Origin of the sequence: Methanomassiliicoccus luminyensis B10, from assembly GCF_000308215.1 — an archaeon.
In the GTDB taxonomy this organism is placed as follows: Archaea; Thermoplasmatota; Thermoplasmata; order Methanomassiliicoccales; family Methanomassiliicoccaceae; genus Methanomassiliicoccus; species Methanomassiliicoccus luminyensis.
Map to the genome: position 1 here is coordinate 367,109 of NZ_CAJE01000012.1, position 18,662 is coordinate 385,770.

Genomic DNA, 18,662 nt, shown 5'->3' on the forward strand with positions numbered 1-18,662 from the left:
TAACTTGACAGATATAATAGTCGCTGAGAAGTTGGTCAAGAAGTACAATGGCAAGGCTGCCGTTAACGGCATCGACCTCAGGGTAAGAAAGGGAGAGGTGTTCGGGTTCCTGGGACCGAACGGGGCCGGCAAGACCACCACCGTCCGCTTGTTGTCATCGCTGGCGACCATAGATGAAGGAAGGATACTGATCGACGGCCACGATATCGTCAAGGAGCCCATCGAAGCCAAAAGCTGCATGGGAGTGATACAGCAGCACATCAGCTTGGACAAGGACCTCACCGTAAAGGAGAACATGATGCAGCACGCCATGTATCACAAGATACCTCGGTCGCAGAGGGAGCCTAGGATAGCCGAGCTGGTCAAGTACGCGGGGCTGGAAAAGTACCTCGATCACATGGTAAACTCCCTTTCGGGAGGATGGAAGCGCAGGGTGGCAATAGTCTGCGCCCTCTTCCACAAGCCCGCATTACTATTCCTAGACGAACCGACCGCGGGACTGGACATCCAGGCCCGGAGACTTCTTTGGGACCTCATCCGCCAGCTGAACAAGGACGGTACTACGATATTCCTCACGACCCACTATATAGAGGAGGCGGAGGCCTTGTGCGACAGGGTGGGGATAATCGATGAAGGGGAGATCATTGCCCTGGGAACTCCTAAGGAGCTCTGCGGAAAGCTGGGGTCAACGGCCGTGGAATATTTCGGCGACAGTAAAAAGACACAATATAAATACTTCCAGGGAAGGGACGAGGCCAATGAGTTCATAAGGACATTGGGAGGGGAGGAGACCGTGATACTGAGGAACACGAGCCTGGAGGATTGCTTTGTGGAATTGACCGGCAAGACGGTTGGTGATGCCTGATGTTCGAGACCGCCAAGGAGGTCTATTACGTCTCCTGGTCGGACATCCGGTTCATGATGCATAACATCGTGAACGTGATCCTCATGAGCCTCATGAGCCCTTTGCTATATCTGATAGCGTTCGGGTTCGGGCTGGGCAACAATATCACTGCGCAAGGCGTCCCCTATATCGCGTTCATGATCCCGGGCATAGTAGCCCTCACATCACTGTCATCCTCTTTTACGTCCACATCCACGAGGCTCAATGTCCAGAGGCTCTTCTACCGCAGCTTCGACGAGATGCTGATGTGCCCCCTGAAGTCCACTTCCATAGTGCTCGGAAAGACCATGCTGGGATTCATACGCGGCCTGCTGAGCTGCGCCGTGATATTCACGATAGGGCTGTTCCTGACACCATATCTCAGCCTGACGCCTCTCTTCATCGTCAGCGTCCTGCTGTCCTGCTTCACGTTCTCGTGCCTAGGCGTGACCGCTGCGCTTCTGGCCAAGTCCCATCAGAGCATGGCGACGTTCAATACCCTGGTCATCCTCCCGATGACCTTCCTATGCGGCACTTTCTTTTCGATAGACAGCCTCCCTGAGGTGTTCCAGTGGATCCTCTACGCGGTACCCCTGACCCACTCCAGCGTGTGCATCAGAGCGGCCGCCCTAGGCTGGTCGTTCCCATGGATATCTTTGGTGGTCCTGGCGGCCTTCGCGGTGGCATTCTTCCTGATCAACATCTATCTGCTGAAGACCAGGAGGGTGTGATGGATACCCATCCGTCAGGTCGAACGGGAACGGGGCGGGACCGCAATAACTGCAAGGCCGGGACAGGGCCCGCGGTAATCGCCGTTCCCGCCATCGGACCGATAACGCAATCTCGGGCGCGAAATGATCTCACCGAGGCCAGTTCATCGTCTTCCAGGAAACAACTGGGCTCGGGATAGTATGGTCTCGTGCCGAATGATGTAGATAGGCAAGGCAACAAAAAATGCATGCGGCCGATCAGATGGCCCAAGGTGCCCGGCGCCTCGGCCCGCCGCATGTGGCTTCCCTTTTAATAACTATTGCTCCCTTGCCGAGCGGCTTCCTCACGATCTGGAACTGATGAATAAAATACCCATTGTGATTCGGATGAATAGTTGGATATATAATCCATTATATGGTTTTATATGGAGATATCATCCATATTGATTGGCCGAACTAGGGGGACGGACGGCAACAGTACCAGTCATATGGCCTCGAGGTGGATGAGCGAGAAGTGATGGCATGTTGGAGACATACAAGGATGTGAAGGATCCCGAGCAAAAGGGGCGGGAACATTTCCGCGAGGGATTGAGAGCAATGGGCAATGAGAGTGGGATCCCTAGGGCGAAAGACCTCTTCACCTTGGCCGTCGAGGAAGGCTGCACCGAAGCGATGGTGAACCTTGGAGCAATATATTCTCAGGGAGATCAGACAGATAAGGAGACGGCCCTTTCCCTTTTCATGCGTGCGGCCGCTGCCGAGGATGCAGTGGGGATGAGAAATGTCGGTTACTTCCACGCTTTGGGGATCGGTGTGCCCAGGGACAAGAAGCTCGCTGCTGAGTGGTATGAAAAGGCTGCGCTGAAGGGAAATGCCCGGGCGCAATGCAATCTGGGCGTCCTTTACGCATTCGGCAACGGAGTGCCCCAGAACTATGAAAAAGCGGCATACTGGTACAAGAGGTCTGCGGAGAACGGATACTCGCGCGGACAGACCAACCTCGGCGTGTTGCTCATCCAAGGCAAGGGTGTGGAAATGAACCCCCTGGCCGCGGCATATTGGTTCGCCCGGTCTCAGTCGCCCCGGGCGCTCTACTATTTGGCCCGCCTCTACCTGCAAGGGGAGGGGGTCCCCTACGACGCTGACGAAGGATGGCGGCTGATGAGGTCATCTGTGGCAGGCGGCTATTCCAAAGCCTTGGTGGCCGTGGCCCACACCGTCGAAGGGACGGACCCCGAACGGTCCGTGGATATGTACCGTGCCGCTGCCGGAAAGGGAAGCGAGGAAGCCAAGAAAAGGCTGGCTGAGCTGGGGATCGCCGTTCCGACCGCCAAAGGGAAGCAATAACGGCCGGTCCGAGCGGTCCGGGCATGAAGGCCGCGGCAATTCGATAACGGTTCTCAATTGCATGAAGGATATAAATAATAAAACGGCATTTCAACCATAGTTGGATTATATATCCAATAATAATTGATAATAGGTCGATATGTCCAAGTGGTCAATATGCTTAACAAAATAAAAGCGCTGATTGTAGCAGTGATCGTCGTGGCCGTCTCCGTGGTCGGAGCGGTCATATATCTAGCGGGAAGTGGCCATGATGACGATAACCATGATACCGATGCGGCTTTGAAGGTCTATGGCAATGCCAATGGTGACCACACCATTGATTCCAGCGATCTGGATCTGATAAGTGGCATAATTGCAGGTGACGCATCTTTCGACGAGCATCCGCTTGCCGATGCCAATTATGATGGGGCCATCACTCAGGCCGATGCGGACCTCGTGCAAAAAATAATGAACAAAGAGAACTGCACGGTGTATCACATCAACACGTGCACCGCTGGCGACTATGTCGCGAGCACCAAATGGCCGGTAAAGTCCGCAATAGCTACAGGCGCGGCGAACGGCTTGCTTTTCCTGACCATGGCAGGGGTCAAGGACATGATCCACGGGATCTCTTATACCTCCACGTCAAAGCCCGACCCCACGCTCTTCCCGACGTTCAGCGCGATGCCCAGCCTCAGTACCTCATCTACCGAGATGGGTATTGAGGCTTCTACGCCGATCATAAAGCAGTACAAAGTCACCGCACTGATAACCGACAAGACCGCTTCCACGGTCCAAAATGAACAGGAGTTCGAGAATATAGGCGTGGATGTGATAAGGATCGCTCCGGCAATGGTAGATCCGAACGAGTCCAGATCTCAGCTTCTGATGATCGGTTTCCTGTTCGGTACCGAGACCCAGGCCATGCAGGTGGCGGAATGGCAGACCAACCTCCAGAACTATATCGATTCGAAGCTGGAGGGAGTGTCCAAGGTGACCGCTATTACCTCCAACGGGAACCACAAAGATAATGGGGCGTGGATCTCCGCTGGTACATCTGATTACAAGGACGTCCTATTAGCCGCGGGAGCGATCTACGGCATAAGCGACGATACGAGACCGAACAAGTTCGGGTCCGGGGATTACTTCGCAGGCGGGGGCACCTGGCTATACAATTACGACTTCGAGTACCTCATCTCGATAAGGACGGGAGGCTGGTACAGTGGGACCGTGGACGCCACCGCAAAGTACACTGAATCCATGCAGTTCCTCACTCACACGGAGGCATACGAGAACGGAAAGGCCTATGTAGTCGTCGGCGACGGCCCTATTCCCATCAGGATAGCCTACTGCGCCGCGGTGATGTACCCCGAGATATTCTCGATGCATTGGGCGAACAGCATCAACCAGGAGTTCTTCGAGAAATACTATGGCGAGCAGGTTGATCTCACCGGCCGGTTCTTCGTTATATCGCCTGACATGGTGTCCGGATGAACGCCGGCGGATACCGGCCTTTTCCCCAATCCATTTTTCTCTTTGGAGCCGACAAGGGCGCTGCCGGGCGGGATGAGATGTCACGCCCCCAGCCGATGGGACATCTATGAACGTTAGCCTCCCCGGTAGATCAACATGAACTATCCCCAGCACCACGTTCGAGCTGACGAAGCCAGTGCAGCGCAGGAAGGCCCTGAGGTCAGCGGCAAGGTGGCTAACGCGGGCGGACATGACGGGATGAAGAGCGAATACCACCGCTATACTGAGAGAAAAATCCTGTTCATTACTGCGTGCATCATTGCCGCGTTCCTCCTGCTGGGCATTTCCATATGTATAGGCGCTGCGGGCATCGATTTCTGGGAAGCTTATGATCTTCTGTTCAAGCATCTCGCCGGCACAACTTACGACATGGGCACTGTTCCGTTCATCCACGATTATGTCATCTGGAATGTGAGGCTGCCCCGCGCATTGTTCGCCCTTGTAGGGGGCGCTGGACTGGCTGTCGGCGGAGCGGTCATGCAGAGCGTCATGAGGAACCCCTTGGCCGACCCATACACCACCGGCATATCCTCCGGCGCCCTCCTGGGTGTGGCCGTGGCCATAATCCTCGGCCTTACCGTCTCCGGCTCCCATCTCAACGATGTTGGGCTGGTGGTCAACGCGTTCATCTTCGCCCTGATACCGATGGCGTTCATCATGGTCATCGCTCCCATGAGCAACTCCTCCCCGGCGACGCTGATACTGGCGGGAGTGACCGTATCCTACATCTTCAACGCGCTGACCACGGTGCTCATGATCTCCACCGATGCGGAGGAGCTGGCCATAGTGTACCGGTGGCAGGTCGGGTCCCTTTCCATGATCACATGGAACAGCCTGCCCATAATGGTCATCGCCAACATCGCCGGGGCGGTGGCAGTGATGGTGGTAGCCAGACAGCTGAATGTCCTTGCGCTGGGAGACGATAATGCCAAGAGCCTCGGGCTCAACGCCAACAACATGAGGGTCCTCTGCGTCATGATAACCTCGTTCATGGTCGCGTCGGTCATAAGCTGCGTGGGCATCATCGGGTTCATCGGGCTGATCTGCCCGCACATCATACGGATATTGATAGACTCGGACAACCGGTTCGTCATACCGGCCTCCGCGGCCCTGGGCGGGGTGTTCCTGCTGGGCGCGGACATTTTGGCCCGCTGCCTTTCTCCCATCGATGCCATTCCCGTGGGTGTCATCCTCTCCTTCGTGGGCGCCCCGATCTTCCTCTACCTGATCATCCGGCAAAAGAAAGCGATGTGGTAACATGGACGCATTCGTCGAATCGTACAAGGCCAACTCCCGGAGGAAGGTTCGGCTATCATTGGTAACTATCATCATCACAGCCGCTGTGGCCTTGTTCTCGATATGCGTGTCCAAGTACCCCGTCGGTCTGGCGGAAGCGTACGGCATAGTGTACAACAACCTCCATCACATCGAACCGGTCACGTACGTGGAGAGGCTGAAGGACTACATTGTATGGGAGGGTTTCGTGCCCCGGGCCATCGCGGGGGTCCTGATCGGCGCGATACTAGCTGTCGGCGGAGCGGTCATGCAGACGATCATCAAGAACCCCCTTACCGACTCGTACACCACCGGCATATCCTCCGGTGCCCTGTTCGGGGTGACCACATTCATCGTACTGGGGTTCAGTATCGTGCCGGGGCTGACCGGGGACCTCGGAATGATAGTCAATGCGTTCGTGTTCGCTCTGGTCCCGGCATTGATAATAATGTTCTTCTCTTTGTTCCGAAGGGTCACCCCCACGGCCATGGTGCTCATCGGCATAGCGGTGATGTACATATTCAACGCCTCCACCACTCTGATGAAGTATGTGTGCACCGAGGATGACCTGGCGACGATATATGCATGGTCCGTGGGCACCTTGGGGAAGGCGACCTGGGACAGCGTCCCATACCTGCTCGGCTCGTTCATATTGATCTTTGCGGTAATGATGGTCCAGTCCAGGACCCTGAGCGTTATGTCCACCAACGACAACGTGGCCAAGACCCTGGGCATAGAACCATTGAGGGTCCGGCTGATCTGCATGCTGGTCATATCCATGACCACCGCGGTGGCCGTTTGCTTCACCGGCACCATAGGATTCGTGGGGTTGGTCTCGCCTCACATAGCCCGGATCCTGGTGGGTTCCAACGCAAGATTTCTCATCCCTTCGTCGGCGAGCATCGGGGCGTTCATGCTCATCGCCTCCGACTGCTTGGCCAGGGTCGTCGGTAACACCGGGGTGCCGGTAGGCGTGGTCACGGCTCTGTTAGGGGGGCCAGTGTTCCTGCTCATCCTGATCAAGCAGAGGAAGGGCGCCTGGTGAGGGATCATTTCCTTTCCGGGCCGTCCCCCTCATTCTCATGACCGTACTTTGTCCAATACTGCTCCGAGGAACTCTCGGCCTTCCGCCCCATCAAAACTGCGCAGATCAGAACGAATAAGGACAGTGTTGAGGCCAGGAAGGACGAGGACAGCATTAGCTTGGATGAATCGGCCGGGTCGCTCCCCCATGCATAAATGCATAGACATAGCAGAACGAAGAACAGCACTATTACTGTCGCGGCAGCCGCCCACGCCATCCTTTTCCTCATACCGACACCCCACCCCGTCCAGGCCGACGGCGGCCACCCGCCCCGCTGGACCGGGCTTTGTGCACAGGTGTACCCTTCATGACTTATGCCGCCAAGTGCTGGATTATGTGTATAACCTTATTAATGAATTGGATGATACATCCATAATCTTGCTGTGTGAGAACATGTCAGAGGATCCCATATTATTTCCGTTCACGAGCATCGTCGGACAGGAGAGCATGAAAAAAGCCCTCCTCCTGAACGTGATCGACCCCGGGATCGGCGGGGTCTTGATAAGAGGGGAGAAGGGGACCGCCAAGTCCACTTCGGTGAGGTCCCTGGCACGGGTCCTTCCCCAGCGCATGTCCGTGGAGGGCTGCGTGTTCCATTGCGATTATGACCGTCCGGAAAGGTTCTGCACCTACTGCCGCCAGCGGATCGAAGCGGGTGAGACGCTCTCCCCCGCGTCCGCGCCCATGCAGGTGGTCGAGCTTCCCCTGAGCGCGACGGAAGACCGTGTGGCGGGAACGCTCGACCTGGAGCACGTCCTGAAGACGGGTGAGAAGAAGTTCGAGCCGGGGGTACTGGCCAAGGCTAACGGGAACATATTGTACGTGGACGAGGTCAACCTGCTGGACGATCATATCGTGGACCTTCTCCTCGACTCCGCCGCGATGGGGACCAATTACGTAGAGAGGGAGGGCGTGTCGTTCCATCACCCTGCCAGGTTCGTGCTCGTGGGTACCATGAACCCCGAGGAAGGGGATCTTCGCCCCCAGCTGCTGGATCGGTTCGGATTGTCGGTTGAGATCAAGGGTGAGAAGGACATCCCCACGCGGACCGAGGTGGTCAAGAGGAGGCTTGCCTTCGACGCGGACCCGGAAGGGTACGTGGCTCGATGCATGAACGAACTGGATGCTGTCAGGGAGAACATCGTGTCCGCGAAGGCCCTCCTGCCGAAGGTCCGCGCCGACGATGCCGTCGTGGAGATGGTAGTATCCACTACCATCCACTTCGATGTCGATGGGTACCGGGCGGACATAACGCTCATGAAGGCCGCGAAGGCCAACGCCGCCCTGGAGGGGAGGACCGCCGTCACCAAGAATGATATCATGGACACCGCCGAGCTCGTTCTGTCCCACCGCATGAGGAGGCGCCCCTTCGAGGACGCCGGCCTCAACGTCGAGGAACTGGAGAAATGCCTCCAGAGCCTATAACGTCCAGATTCCCATTCTCGGCCATACTGGGAATGGACGACGCCAAGCGGGCGCTCATGTGCATAATGGTGAACCCACGCATCAAGAGCGTCCTGATCAGGGGCGGCCCCGGCGTGGCCAAGACCACCATCGCGCGCTCCGTCTCCGAGGGCATTTCCGGAAAAAGGATGGTCAACATACCTCTGAACGCTTCCGAAGAGCAGGTCTTCGGCGGCCTCGACGTGGAGGCCGCGGTGAATGACGGCACCATCAAGATGCAAAAGGGGCTCCTGTTCCGCGCCGACGGAGGTCTTGTGTATATCGACGATGCCAACCTTCTTGACCAGAAGATATTGACATCGGTCCTTGACGCCGCGCACACCGGGCGAGTGGTGGTGGAGAGAGGAGCGGTGTCCGACACCTATCCTTGCCCCGTCGCCGTCATCGCCACCATGAATCCCCGGGACAGCGATCTCAGCTCTCACATGCTGGACCGCTTCGATCTCTGCGTCAATGTGGAACTCTGGGGTGGACCTCAGGAGAGGGGAGAGATCCTCCGTAGGAACATGGAGTTCAGCGATGACCCGTCGTCGTTCGCGATAACGTACTCCGACGGGGAGGAGGAGGTGAGGCGGAAGATAGAGAGGGGACGGTCCATCCTGCCGATGGTCACCATATCTGACGAGTTGCTGTCTATAGTCTCCGAACTGTGCTACAGCATGGGCGTGGACGGGTATCGCGGGGACATCGCCATGGTAAATGCCGCCATGGCATTGGCAGCACTTAACGGCAGAGATGAAGTCATAAAGAAGGATGTGGAAGAGGCTGCGGTCCTGTGCCTTTCTCATCGACGCAACTATGCTCCAGAACCTCCTTCCCCGCCGCCTCCGGAAAAGCAGGAGCAGGGACAAAATGAACGGGATGAGGAGCCCCCCCAGGATCAGGACCGGCCACCCGAAGATCGGCGGGACGACCGCCCCCCGCAGGAAGAGCCCGATAATGGTCCCGAGGAGGGAAATGATAACGGCGGACCGGACCGTCCGGACCCTCCCGACCTGCAAGAAATGCTGTTCAACATTGGCGAGCAGTTCCGGGTGATCGATTACCTGAACAATCGGGAAAAGCTCCCCTCGAAGACCCGGAGCAGGAAAGGGCGACGGGGCATCGCGGAAAGCGATGACATGACCGGCCGCTATGCGAGATCCAGGATCGTGGAGTCTCCCCGGGACATAGCCTTCGACGCCACCATCAGGGCCGCCGCCCCATACCAGAGGTCCCGGGAGAACAACGGCCTGGCGATAGTGATAGAGGAACGGGACCTGAGGGAAAAGGTCAGGGAAAGGCGCAGCGGATGCACCCTCCTCTTCCTCGTGGACGCCAGCGGGTCTCTGGGCGTAAGGAAAAGGATGTCGACGGTGAAGGGGGCCATACTTTCCATGCTCAGGGAGAGCTACGTGAAGCGCGATCGGGTCGGCATGATGGCGTTCAGGAGGGGCTCGGCGGAGCTGATACTCCCCCCCACCAAATCGGTGGAGTATAGCTACAGGAAGTTGGAGGAGCTGCCCACTGGAGGCAAGACCCCGCTCGGGGAAGCGATGGTGTCCGCACGAACGTTCATGACCTCATACACGAGGTGCCATCCGGGGGAACGATGCTTCATAGTCCTGGTCACCGACGGGAGGGCCAACGTACCTCTAAAAGAGGGAGCCGATGCCAACGAAGAGGTCTTGGCGCTCGCGGACGACCTGATCATGCCCTCGGTGAGGTGGATCGTGGTGGACGCGAGCGCAGGATATCCCCACTACGATAACGCGGCTATGCTGGCTCACAAGCTGTGCGCCGAATATTTCCGATTGGAGGACCTCAACGCGGACAGGCTCGCCAGCAGTGTTAAGGCGGTGATCGGGACCTGACGGTCCCCCGTTAATGGACTAACGCGTTGTCCGTGTCATCACGAATGCGGGCCCACTGAGGCCGCCCGTTCCTCTATCGGCCGTGGTCGCCCCGGTGCAGAGCGCAGCCGGCCTGTCGCGGATCCTATCGCCTCGGGTCGGATCTCTGCAAAAAGAAAACGTGTGATGTTCATATTATGTCGCATGTTGGATTATACATCCAACATAATAAATATGTTAGATGGTATATCCAATTAAACGGGCCAGTCAGCCCCATCCATCATTCAGATGGTGCGCGTGGAAGCGGCGCTTAAGGCTTCTGACGGCGGAATATCACTCATTACACGATGAATTTTTCACAACAAGCCAAGTGAGCAAGATGATCGTTACATGCCTAGGGATAGGTTCCAGGGACGGCCATGTTATGGACGCTGCCGCTGACGCCCTTCATCGGGACGGATACGAATTCGACCTGGAAGGAGCGGACTATATCATTCTGAACGAGGACCCGCTCAGGTTCGGATCGTTCGTGAAGCGGATCGAATCTTCGGACCTCCTGGTCATCAAGGTCCATGGCGACGTGACCTATCTGAGGAGGTTCGACCAGGTGAAAGAGGCCATCGGCCGGTCGGGATGCTCGGCCCTCCTTATCTGCACGGAGCCCCGGGTCATGGAAGAACATCGGCACATGTTCAAGCAGTCGGAGGAGGACTATCAGCTCCTGAGGTCATTGACCATCATCGGTGGTGATGACAATCTCCGCTCTGTCCTTCTGTGGGCATTGAGAACGTTCGACAATGTGGACGTTGACGTACCCGACCCCGTCATGCCCCTCGCCCAGGGGGTGTACCGTCCGGGAATGGAGGCTATGAGCATCGAGGACGGAGTCGCCGCGATGGACCACAGCAGACCGGCGATAGGCATTTTCTTTCACCAGAAATTCTGGCTGGTGAACAATCTGCAGGCCATAGATCGGCTGATAGAATGCGTGGAGAGAAGAGGCGCCAACGCACTGCCGATATTCCTTTCAACGTATCTCAAGGACATGACCGGATCGATCGGGATCAAGAATGTGATAGACAACTATCTCATCAAAGATGGGGAGCCCCTACTCGATTGTATCATAGAGACCTCGGGCTTCGCCCAAACGCTCCTTTCCAAGCCGGGTGACGGCACCCAGATCTCCGAGGACAATTTCTTTGAACGATTGGGGGTCCCCGTCATCCAGGCCATGATGATGTTCGATTCCGGCAAGAAATGGAAAGAGAGCCCTTTCGGCCTCAACGCATACGATATTGCCATGAGCGTGGTGAACCCGGAGTATGACGGTCAGATCATTACCGTTCCGTTCGCCGGCCAGGACCAGGACGACAGCGGAAGGTTCCTCTTCCTCCCCCTGGAGGAGAGAGCAGAGAGGATCGCCGACATAGCCTACCTGTGGGCGAACCTCCGCCGAAAGGAGAATCGGGAGAAGAAAGTGGCGGTCCTCCTATACATGTACCCTCCCCGGCAGGACTTGGCCGGCGGAGCGTCAGGCCTAGATAGCATCCAGAGCGTTGTGGAGCTATTGAAGGGCATGAAGAAGGAGGGCTATTCAATCGATTGGCTCCCCTCCGACGGAAAGGAGCTTGCGGGCCGTCTGCTGGACGGCGTGACCAACGACAACGATTGGAAGACTGACGGCGAGCTGATCGAGAGATCTGCGGACCTGATAGGCCCGCAGCAGTACGAGCAGTGGTTTAACGCCGTGTCCGATCCCGCCAAGAAGGGGCTTATCGAGGGATGGGGCGAACCTCCGGGCGACATCCACACAGTAGCGGGGATGCAGCTCATCCCCGGGTTCATCGACGGGAACGTGTTCATCGGCTTCCAGCCGGACAGAGGTAAGACCTCCGGCGAGAATATTCATGATCCTGACCACGCGATGCCCCACCAGTATCTGGGGTTCTACAGGTGGCTCAGGTATGTGTTCGGGGCGGACGCGGTGGTGCATATAGGAACGCACGGCTCCCTGGAATGGCTCCCCGGAAAGAGCGTGGGCCTTTCCGAAGATTGTTACCCGGACGTCGCCCTGGACAGTCTGCCGAACATATACCCGTATATCATCGACAACCCCGGAGAAGGGATGCAGGCCAAGAGGAGAAGCTATGCCGTTGTGTCCACTCACATGATCCCCTCCATGACCCGGGCGGGCAGCTATGAGGGTCTCGGCGAACTAGAAAGCATCGTTCAGGCCTACATGAACGCCAAGTCATACCAGGAGTTCGACAAGCTCCCATCGATCTTGGAACAGATGGGCGCAAGATTGAGGGACATGTCCATGCTTTCGGACCTGGACCTGCCCGAGGACGCGTCCTTGAAAGATCTGGAGACCAAAATCGACAGGCTTTACGATTATATCATCGAAGTCAAGGAGGCGCTGATCAATGACGGCCTGCACATACTGGGCGAGGTGCCGGAAGGGAAGAGGCTAGTGGAGATGATATACGGCCTGACGAGGTATGCCAACGGCGACATACCGTCCCTCCGGGGGTCCATCGCCGGTTCTCTGGGGTTCGATCTCGATGAACTGATCAACGACGCCGGCGGACGCGCCGGGGACGGCCGTTTGAATGGTCAAGTTGTCGACGAGATCGAGGAAAGGACGTTCTCCGTGATCGAGACCATGATGTCGGAAGGGTTCGCGTACGAGCAATGCGCGGAGCGGTTGAAAGAGGACTATCCAGAGGGTAACGGCGACCTCGCGAAGGTAGTGGGTTTCATCTGCGATCGTCTGTATGGTGACATCCTGCGCATGAACAGGGAGCTGGAAAGCATCATCGCGGGTCTGAACGGAGAATACGTGCTCCCCGGTCCCTCCGGTTGTCCTACCAGAGGCCGAGCTCAGATCCTCCCCACGGGGACGAACTTTTATTCGATAGACCCTGACGGCATCCCCTGGCATTCCAGCTGGGATGTCGGGAGAAAGATGGCCGACCAAATGATCGAACGATATGCCGAGGAGAAGGGTGAGTACCCCAAAAGCCTGGGCATCGTGATCTGGGCCACCGACGTCATGAGGACCGGGGGAGACGACATCGCCTACATCCTATGGCTCATGGGTCTTAGACCGGTATGGACGGGGTACGGCGGCCGCATCAAGGGGCTTGAGATCGTCCCCGTGTCAGAGCTGGGCCGGCCCCGCGTGGACGTGACGCTCAGGATCAGCGGCCTGTTCCGCGATGCTTTTCCCAACCTCATGGACATGATCGACGACGGTGTCCAGATCATATCGTCCCTGGATGAATCCGAAGAGGAGAACTATCTCGCGGCGAACCTCCGCTCCGACATGCTGGAGGCGATAAGGAACGGGATCCCCCACGATGAGGCTAGGCGCCTTGCCAGCATCAGGATATTCGGGGATGCCCCCGGGCAGTACGGATGCGGGGTGAACACCCTCATCAATACGGGCAACTGGAAGGATGCCCGGGATCTTGGCGCGGCATATCAGAGGACCGGCTGCCACGTCTACGGAAGAGGCTTGTCGGGACAAGCGCAACCTGAGCTGTTCAAGAAGAGGCTGGCGGGAATGAACGTCACGGTGAAGAACCACTCTAACAGGGAGTGCGACATGTTCGACATGGATGACGATTATGATTACCTAGGCGGATTCAATGCGGCGGTGAGGTCCGTCAGCGGGAAGATGCCCACATCGTTCATGGGAGATTCGTCGGACACTGTGAACCTGAAGCTGAGGTCCACGGCCGAAGAGTGCAAGTTCATATTCCGCAGCAAGATCAACAACCCCAAATGGCTGGAAGGACTGAAGCAGCATGGTTTCAGAGGGGCGCAGGAACTGTCCACGTTATTCGACTACGTAGTGGCGTGGGACGCCACGTCGGACATCATAGAAGATTGGATGTACGAGGACATCACCGAGAACTTCGTCCTGGACGAGGAGACCCAGAACTGGATCAAGGAAGAGAACCCCTACGCCATGGTGGCGATGCTGGCGCGCTTGCAAGAAGCTATCGAGAGAGGCATGTGGAAAGCCACGAATGAAATGAAGGAGCGGTTAAAGGACCTCTATATGAAAATAGAAGAGCGGATGGAAGAGATGACCGACCGGTGAGCCTCTTCTTCCACGGGGGTGCGCAGGCTGGCATGGCACCGGATCGGCGGGCGGCCGTTCCGAATCGGACAGCCTCAGCGATCGCCCGAGCTCACACCTTCCCGCTCTTCAGCAGGTAGTACGATACCAGGAAAAAAGCGACGCCGAAGCCTATCAGGACGACGAACGATCCCATGGGGAACGCCCACTCGAGAGCCGCGGCCCTGATGCATGCGGTTACATGCGTCAGAGGCAGCACGGAAATGACGTACCTGACGGGCGCAGGCATGGATGATACCGAGAACAGGGTCCCGCACAGGAAGGTCATTGGGACTATGACCAGGCTGGTGAACATCGTCATGGTGGGCAGCCCCTTGACCACGAAGCCTGCCAGCACCCCCAGGAGAGAAAAGGTGAAGCAGGATACCAGGACGCATATCGCCAGCAGGGCGTTCATGTGAACATCGCCGGACATGTACATGCCCAGAGCGATGAGCACGAAGCAGCCTATGACCCCTTTCAGGAACCCAACGGTGGTCTTGCCCAGGATCACGGAGGAGGGGGAGATAGGGCATAGGAGGATCTCATCGAAGCTGGAATAGAACTTTCTCTGGACCATGATCTTGTTGGCCGTGGATGAGAAGGTGGAGTTCAGCGTGGATAAGGAGACTATGCCGGGGATCACGAACGCGATGTACGAGACTCCTTCGATAGTATCCATCTGGCTCCCCAGCCCGTAGCCGAAGGCGATGAAGTACAGCAGAGGAGTGACCAGTATTGTCACGGTCACCGTCAGGAAGTTCCTTTTCAGATAGCATAGGTCCGACCAGGCGACGCGGAGCGATTCATCCAGTATCCGAAGGATCAGACCCTCACCGCCTTTACGAAATCCGTGCTCACGTTCCTTCCCGTGAGCTCCAGGAACACGTCCTCCAAGTTCGTCTTCCGCGTTAGCACGGAATCATTATCTTCCATTGTTCCGGCGAATTCCTTTGCGGCCGAACGGTCCGGAAAATACCTGTACGCACGGGCACCATCGTCATTGTCATATTCCACGGCGATGCGGCCGATCTGGTTGCACAGGTCGGTCGGACTTCCTAGAGCGATTATCCTGCCCTTGTTGATCACCGCTACCCTGTCGCACAGGAACTCGGCCTCTTCTATGTAATGAGTGGTGAGGAATATCGTCGTGCCTGCCTTGTTCAGCTGACGTATCATGTCCCACAGCGCATGCCTTGACTGCGTGTCCAGCCCGGCGGTGGGCTCGTCCAGGAAGAGGACCTTGGGCCGGTGCATCAGGGCGCACACGATGGCGGTTTTCCTCTTCCACCCGCCAGAAAGGTTGATCACCGTGTAGTCCAGGAAGGGCGTCAGCCCCATCAGGTCGGAGAGTTCTTCCAGCCTTTCCTTTACGGTGCTCTTGGGCATCTTGTGGAGGATGGCGTGATAGATGATGTTCTCCCTCACGGAGATGTCCTTGTCCAGGCTGATCTGCTGCTGCACTATCCCGATGAGCTTTCTCGCCTCCTTGGCCCCCTCAGGTATAGGTATGCCGTTGATGTGAATATCCCCGGAGGTGGGAGTAAGCAGGGTGGTCAGCATCCTGATGGTGGTGGTCTTCCCCGCCCCGTTCGGTCCCAGGAACCCGTAGATCTCTCCCTCGCGGACGGAAACGTCCACGTGGTCCACCGCGTTGTGGCCCCCGAACCTCATCACCAAGCCCCTGGCTGAGATCAGGTCTTTCACGTGATCACCGCAGGCTAGTTCCGGTCAGCGGCCCAGCGAGTACAGCATGGCGTTGCAGATTGCGGCACCGATGTTGCTCCCTCCCTTCCTGCCGCGGGCGACGATGTACGGGACGTCCGCGCTCATGGTGAGCTCCTTGGACTCCACCACGTTCACGAAGCCGACGGGCACGCCGATCACCAGGGCAGGTCTTACTTTTCCCTCCTTGATGAGAGCGTGAAGTTCGACCAGGGCCGTCGGCGCGTTGCCGATGACGAATATGGCCGGGCCTTCGAGCTTGGCCGCCTTCTCCATGGCCACCGCGGCCCTGGTACGCCTTGTGGCCTTGGCCTCGGCAATGACGTCGTCATCGCTGATGAAGCAGTATACCTGGCCTCCGCAGGTCCTCATCCTGTTCTTGTTTATGCCGGCGGCGGCCATCTTGGTATCGGTGACCACGGAGGCTCCGCCCCTCAGAGCCTCGATCCCTATCTTGGCCGCATCCTCTGAGAAAACGAGGTTGTCAGCGTAGTCGAAATCGGCGGAGGTGTGTATGCACCTCTTCACTATGGAGAACTCCGGCTCCGGCCAGGTCCTTCCGTTCAGTTCGGAGGTTATTATCTCCATGCTCCTTTTTTCTATCTCGTGCGGCTCTACGATCTCTATTGCCATAACGTATATCTCCCTATATCGTCCGTTGTCTGCTCGATGCTATGTCGAAGGCCTAGACCTGCTCTCAGGCCAGCGGGCCCCTGAACGGCGCAAGGGTCCGGATCGATGACACAGCAATTGGATGTATTATCCAACTGATGGATAAACTAGGCGATATTTATAATCGAGCCATGAGCGGAGGCGCTCTGGAGCAGCTCAGCGTCCCAGGGCCTTATGTGCGCTTCCCAGCTGCCCGGCCGCCTGCGCGCACAGCGTGGACAGCTCGCCGGCCAGCACCACCGCGCCGACGATCTCCGCCAGCTTCCTGGCCTTCCCGGCCCCGGCGCAACCGATCATGGAAAGGGCCTCGGACTGGCAGGGGAGGCGGGTGCCGCCGCCCACGGTGCCGACCTCCACGCAGGGCAGGCGGACCGAGATGTAGAGGTCGCCGTCGACGACCTCGCAAGTGGTCATGACCATGCTCCCTTCCGCCACTTGGGCGGGGTCCTGCCCGGTGGCTATGTACACCGCCGCGAGCATGTTGGCGGCGTGGGCGTTATATCCATAGGAGGCGGCCATAGCGCTGCCCACCTCGCACTTGCGGAAGCAGGTCTCGGCCACAGCCTCCGGAGTGGCATGCATCTTTTCCTCCAGCAGAGCGCGCGGCACCGTCACGTCGGCCAGCACGATCTTCCCGCGGCCCAGTATGCTGTTCACCGCGGCGGGCTTCTTGTCGGTGCATAAATTCCCCGACACGGACACCAGCACCGCCCCGGTCTCCTTCTCGATGAGCCTGGACGCCGCCTCGGTGGCGATAGTGGCCATGTTCATGCCCATGGCGTCGCCGGTGGAGTAGGCGAAGCGCACGAATAGGGAGCGGCCGGAAGCGAACACGGCGGCGGAGAGCAGCTTTCCGTGCCCGGTGGTGGCCTCGGCCGCCTCTTTGAGCTTCTGGAAGTTGCCTTCGACCCACTTCCCGGCCTGCACGGCGTGCCGGGCGTCCTTGACCCTGAACACGGGAGCGCGGGTCATCTCATCCTTGACCACGACCGATGCGGCCCCGCCGGCGGCGGATATGACCGAACAGCCGCGATTGACCGATGCCAGAAGCGCGCCCTCAGTAGTGGCTAGGGGCACCAGGAACTCCCCCCTGGCCTCGTCCCCGTTGACGCGCAGAGGGCCGACGAAACCCACCGGCACCTGGACCGCGCCGATCATGTTCTCGATGTTCTTCTCCGCCAGCTGGGGGTCGAAGGACATCGCGCCGATATGCTCCAGCTTCGTTTCGGTGTAATCCTCCACGGCCTTGCGGCGGTCCTCCACGTCCGCCCTGCCCTTGCCCCGGTTCTTCAGCCCTTGGCCCATGTCGATCGGAACTAGAATGGCAACGGCAATATAATATCCACACCCTGCGGGCCGCGACCGTCACTGACCGGTTAGCCGTCCTCCCGACATATGAGCGGTGGGCCAGCGCCCCTGATCCACCATATATTGGGCATATTTTCGTATCTTGGCCTATTCTCAGAATTAATTTCAAATACTAGGTTTCTTCTAGCCCTTTCTCCAAGGTGGTCTTGTGCCGCCCAGGCAGTGATAACACGCCATGTATAGAATGAGCCCGAAGCCCGGAGAATCTTTGAGCGACGAAGAGACGATCGAACTGTTCAAGAACGGAAACGAATGGGGACTCCTCACATCCGTGGACCTCCGAGGCTGCGATCCTGAAAAGATCCGCAGCAAGGAAGTGATCACCCAGTTTTCGATCGACCTTTGTGAGTACATCAAGATGAAGAGGTTTGGCGACCCCATTGTTGTAAGGTTCGGCGCCGACCCGCGTGTGCAGGGATATTCCCTTGCCCAGCTTATCGAGACCTCCCTGATCTCCGGCCACTTCGCCGAGGACACCGACAGGGCGTTCATCGATATCTTCTCATGCAAGGAATACCCGCCGAACGAGACCGCCGAGTACTGCAAGAAGTACTTCGGGGCGAAGGAAGTTGACTACTCTGTCACCTTCAGGAACTGAGCTGGCTCAGGGCTTTAATAATAGAGTGACGCTCGACAAACGCATTTGAAACCCTTCACGTTC

At 57.7% G+C, this 18,662-nt stretch carries 15 protein-coding genes; 10 read left to right on the top strand and 5 right to left on the bottom strand.

Going from position 1 to position 18,662, the window contains the following annotated elements; all coding sequences use genetic code 11:
* Positions 1–4: 4 nt before the first annotated feature.
* The 6 genes from WYS_RS04765 to WYS_RS04790 all read left to right on the top strand — a co-directional run bounded on the left by WYS_RS04765 (position 5) and on the right by WYS_RS04790 (position 6,772).
* Positions 5–865 (top strand): ABC transporter ATP-binding protein, encoded by an 861-nt coding sequence (locus tag WYS_RS04765; RefSeq protein ID WP_026068811.1) that lies wholly within the window; start codon positions 5–7, stop codon positions 863–865.
* Positions 865–1,614 carry an ABC transporter permease gene (locus WYS_RS04770; protein WP_019177026.1) on the top strand — a complete coding sequence of 250 codons (750 nt, stop codon included), beginning with the start codon at positions 865–867 and terminating at the stop codon, positions 1,612–1,614. The genes WYS_RS04765 and WYS_RS04770 overlap by 1 nt, the downstream gene beginning before the upstream one ends.
* Positions 1,615–2,118: 504 nt before the next feature.
* Positions 2,119–2,940: a tetratricopeptide repeat protein gene (locus tag WYS_RS14435; protein ID WP_187120194.1), complete on the top strand. Its 822-nt coding sequence runs from the start codon at positions 2,119–2,121 to the stop codon at positions 2,938–2,940.
* A gap of 147 nt (positions 2,941–3,087) precedes the next feature.
* Positions 3,088–4,413: a hypothetical protein gene (locus WYS_RS04780; RefSeq protein ID WP_026068813.1), complete on the top strand. Its 1,326-nt coding sequence runs from the start codon at positions 3,088–3,090 to the stop codon at positions 4,411–4,413.
* Positions 4,414–4,548: 135 nt separating this feature from the next.
* On the top strand, positions 4,549–5,709 hold the full coding sequence (locus tag WYS_RS04785) for a FecCD family ABC transporter permease (RefSeq protein WP_236993899.1): 1,161 nt from the start codon (positions 4,549–4,551) through the stop codon (positions 5,707–5,709).
* Position 5,710: 1 nt separating this feature from the next.
* Entirely contained in the window at positions 5,711–6,772 is a 1,062-nt protein-coding gene (locus WYS_RS04790; RefSeq protein ID WP_019177030.1) for a FecCD family ABC transporter permease, read from the top strand.
* 4 nt (positions 6,773–6,776) lie between these two features.
* On the opposite strand, the gene WYS_RS14440 is transcribed toward WYS_RS04790, so the two are convergent.
* Positions 6,777–7,040, bottom strand: coding sequence for a hypothetical protein (locus WYS_RS14440; protein WP_147654432.1), 264 nt, complete (start codon positions 7,038–7,040; stop codon positions 6,777–6,779).
* Positions 7,041–7,204: 164 nt separating this feature from the next.
* On the opposite strand from WYS_RS14440, the gene WYS_RS04800 reads away from it, so the two are divergent.
* The 3 genes from WYS_RS04800 to cobN all read left to right on the top strand — a co-directional run bounded on the left by WYS_RS04800 (position 7,205) and on the right by cobN (position 14,218).
* Positions 7,205–8,236 (top strand): ATP-binding protein, encoded by a 1,032-nt coding sequence (locus WYS_RS04800; protein ID WP_019177032.1) that lies wholly within the window; start codon positions 7,205–7,207, stop codon positions 8,234–8,236.
* A complete protein-coding gene (locus tag WYS_RS04805) occupies positions 8,218–10,128 on the top strand; it encodes an AAA family ATPase (protein ID WP_201798847.1) in 1,911 nt (636 codons plus the stop codon). The genes WYS_RS04800 and WYS_RS04805 overlap by 19 nt, the downstream gene beginning before the upstream one ends.
* Before the next feature lie 358 nt (positions 10,129–10,486).
* Complete coding sequence (gene cobN, locus WYS_RS04810; protein ID WP_147654477.1) at positions 10,487–14,218, top strand: cobaltochelatase subunit CobN; 3,732 nt, start codon at positions 10,487–10,489, stop codon at positions 14,216–14,218.
* 91 nt (positions 14,219–14,309) lie between these two features.
* Here cobN and WYS_RS04815 read toward each other — a convergent pair whose 3' ends face one another.
* The 4 genes from WYS_RS04815 to hmgA form a co-directional block, all read right to left on the bottom strand.
* Positions 14,310–15,065 carry an ABC transporter permease gene (locus tag WYS_RS04815; RefSeq protein WP_026068815.1) on the bottom strand — a complete coding sequence of 252 codons (756 nt, stop codon included), beginning with the start codon at positions 15,063–15,065 and terminating at the stop codon, positions 14,310–14,312.
* Complete coding sequence (locus WYS_RS04820; protein WP_019177036.1) at positions 15,062–15,943, bottom strand: ABC transporter ATP-binding protein; 882 nt, start codon at positions 15,941–15,943, stop codon at positions 15,062–15,064. Before WYS_RS04820 ends, WYS_RS04815 begins: the two co-directional genes overlap by 4 nt.
* A gap of 24 nt (positions 15,944–15,967) precedes the next feature.
* Complete coding sequence (locus tag WYS_RS04825) at positions 15,968–16,594, bottom strand: precorrin-8X methylmutase (RefSeq protein ID WP_019177037.1); 627 nt, start codon at positions 16,592–16,594, stop codon at positions 15,968–15,970.
* A 195-nt stretch (positions 16,595–16,789) separates the two neighbouring features.
* Complete coding sequence (hmgA, locus tag WYS_RS04830) at positions 16,790–17,938, bottom strand: hydroxymethylglutaryl-CoA reductase (NADPH) (RefSeq protein WP_019177038.1); 1,149 nt, start codon at positions 17,936–17,938, stop codon at positions 16,790–16,792.
* A 271-nt stretch (positions 17,939–18,209) separates the two neighbouring features.
* Here hmgA and speD point away from each other — a divergent pair, with 271 nt between their 5' ends.
* A complete protein-coding gene (gene speD / locus WYS_RS04835; RefSeq protein WP_019177039.1) occupies positions 18,210–18,599 on the top strand; it encodes an S-adenosylmethionine decarboxylase in 390 nt (129 codons plus the stop codon).
* The last annotated feature ends 63 nt before the right edge of the window (positions 18,600–18,662 follow it).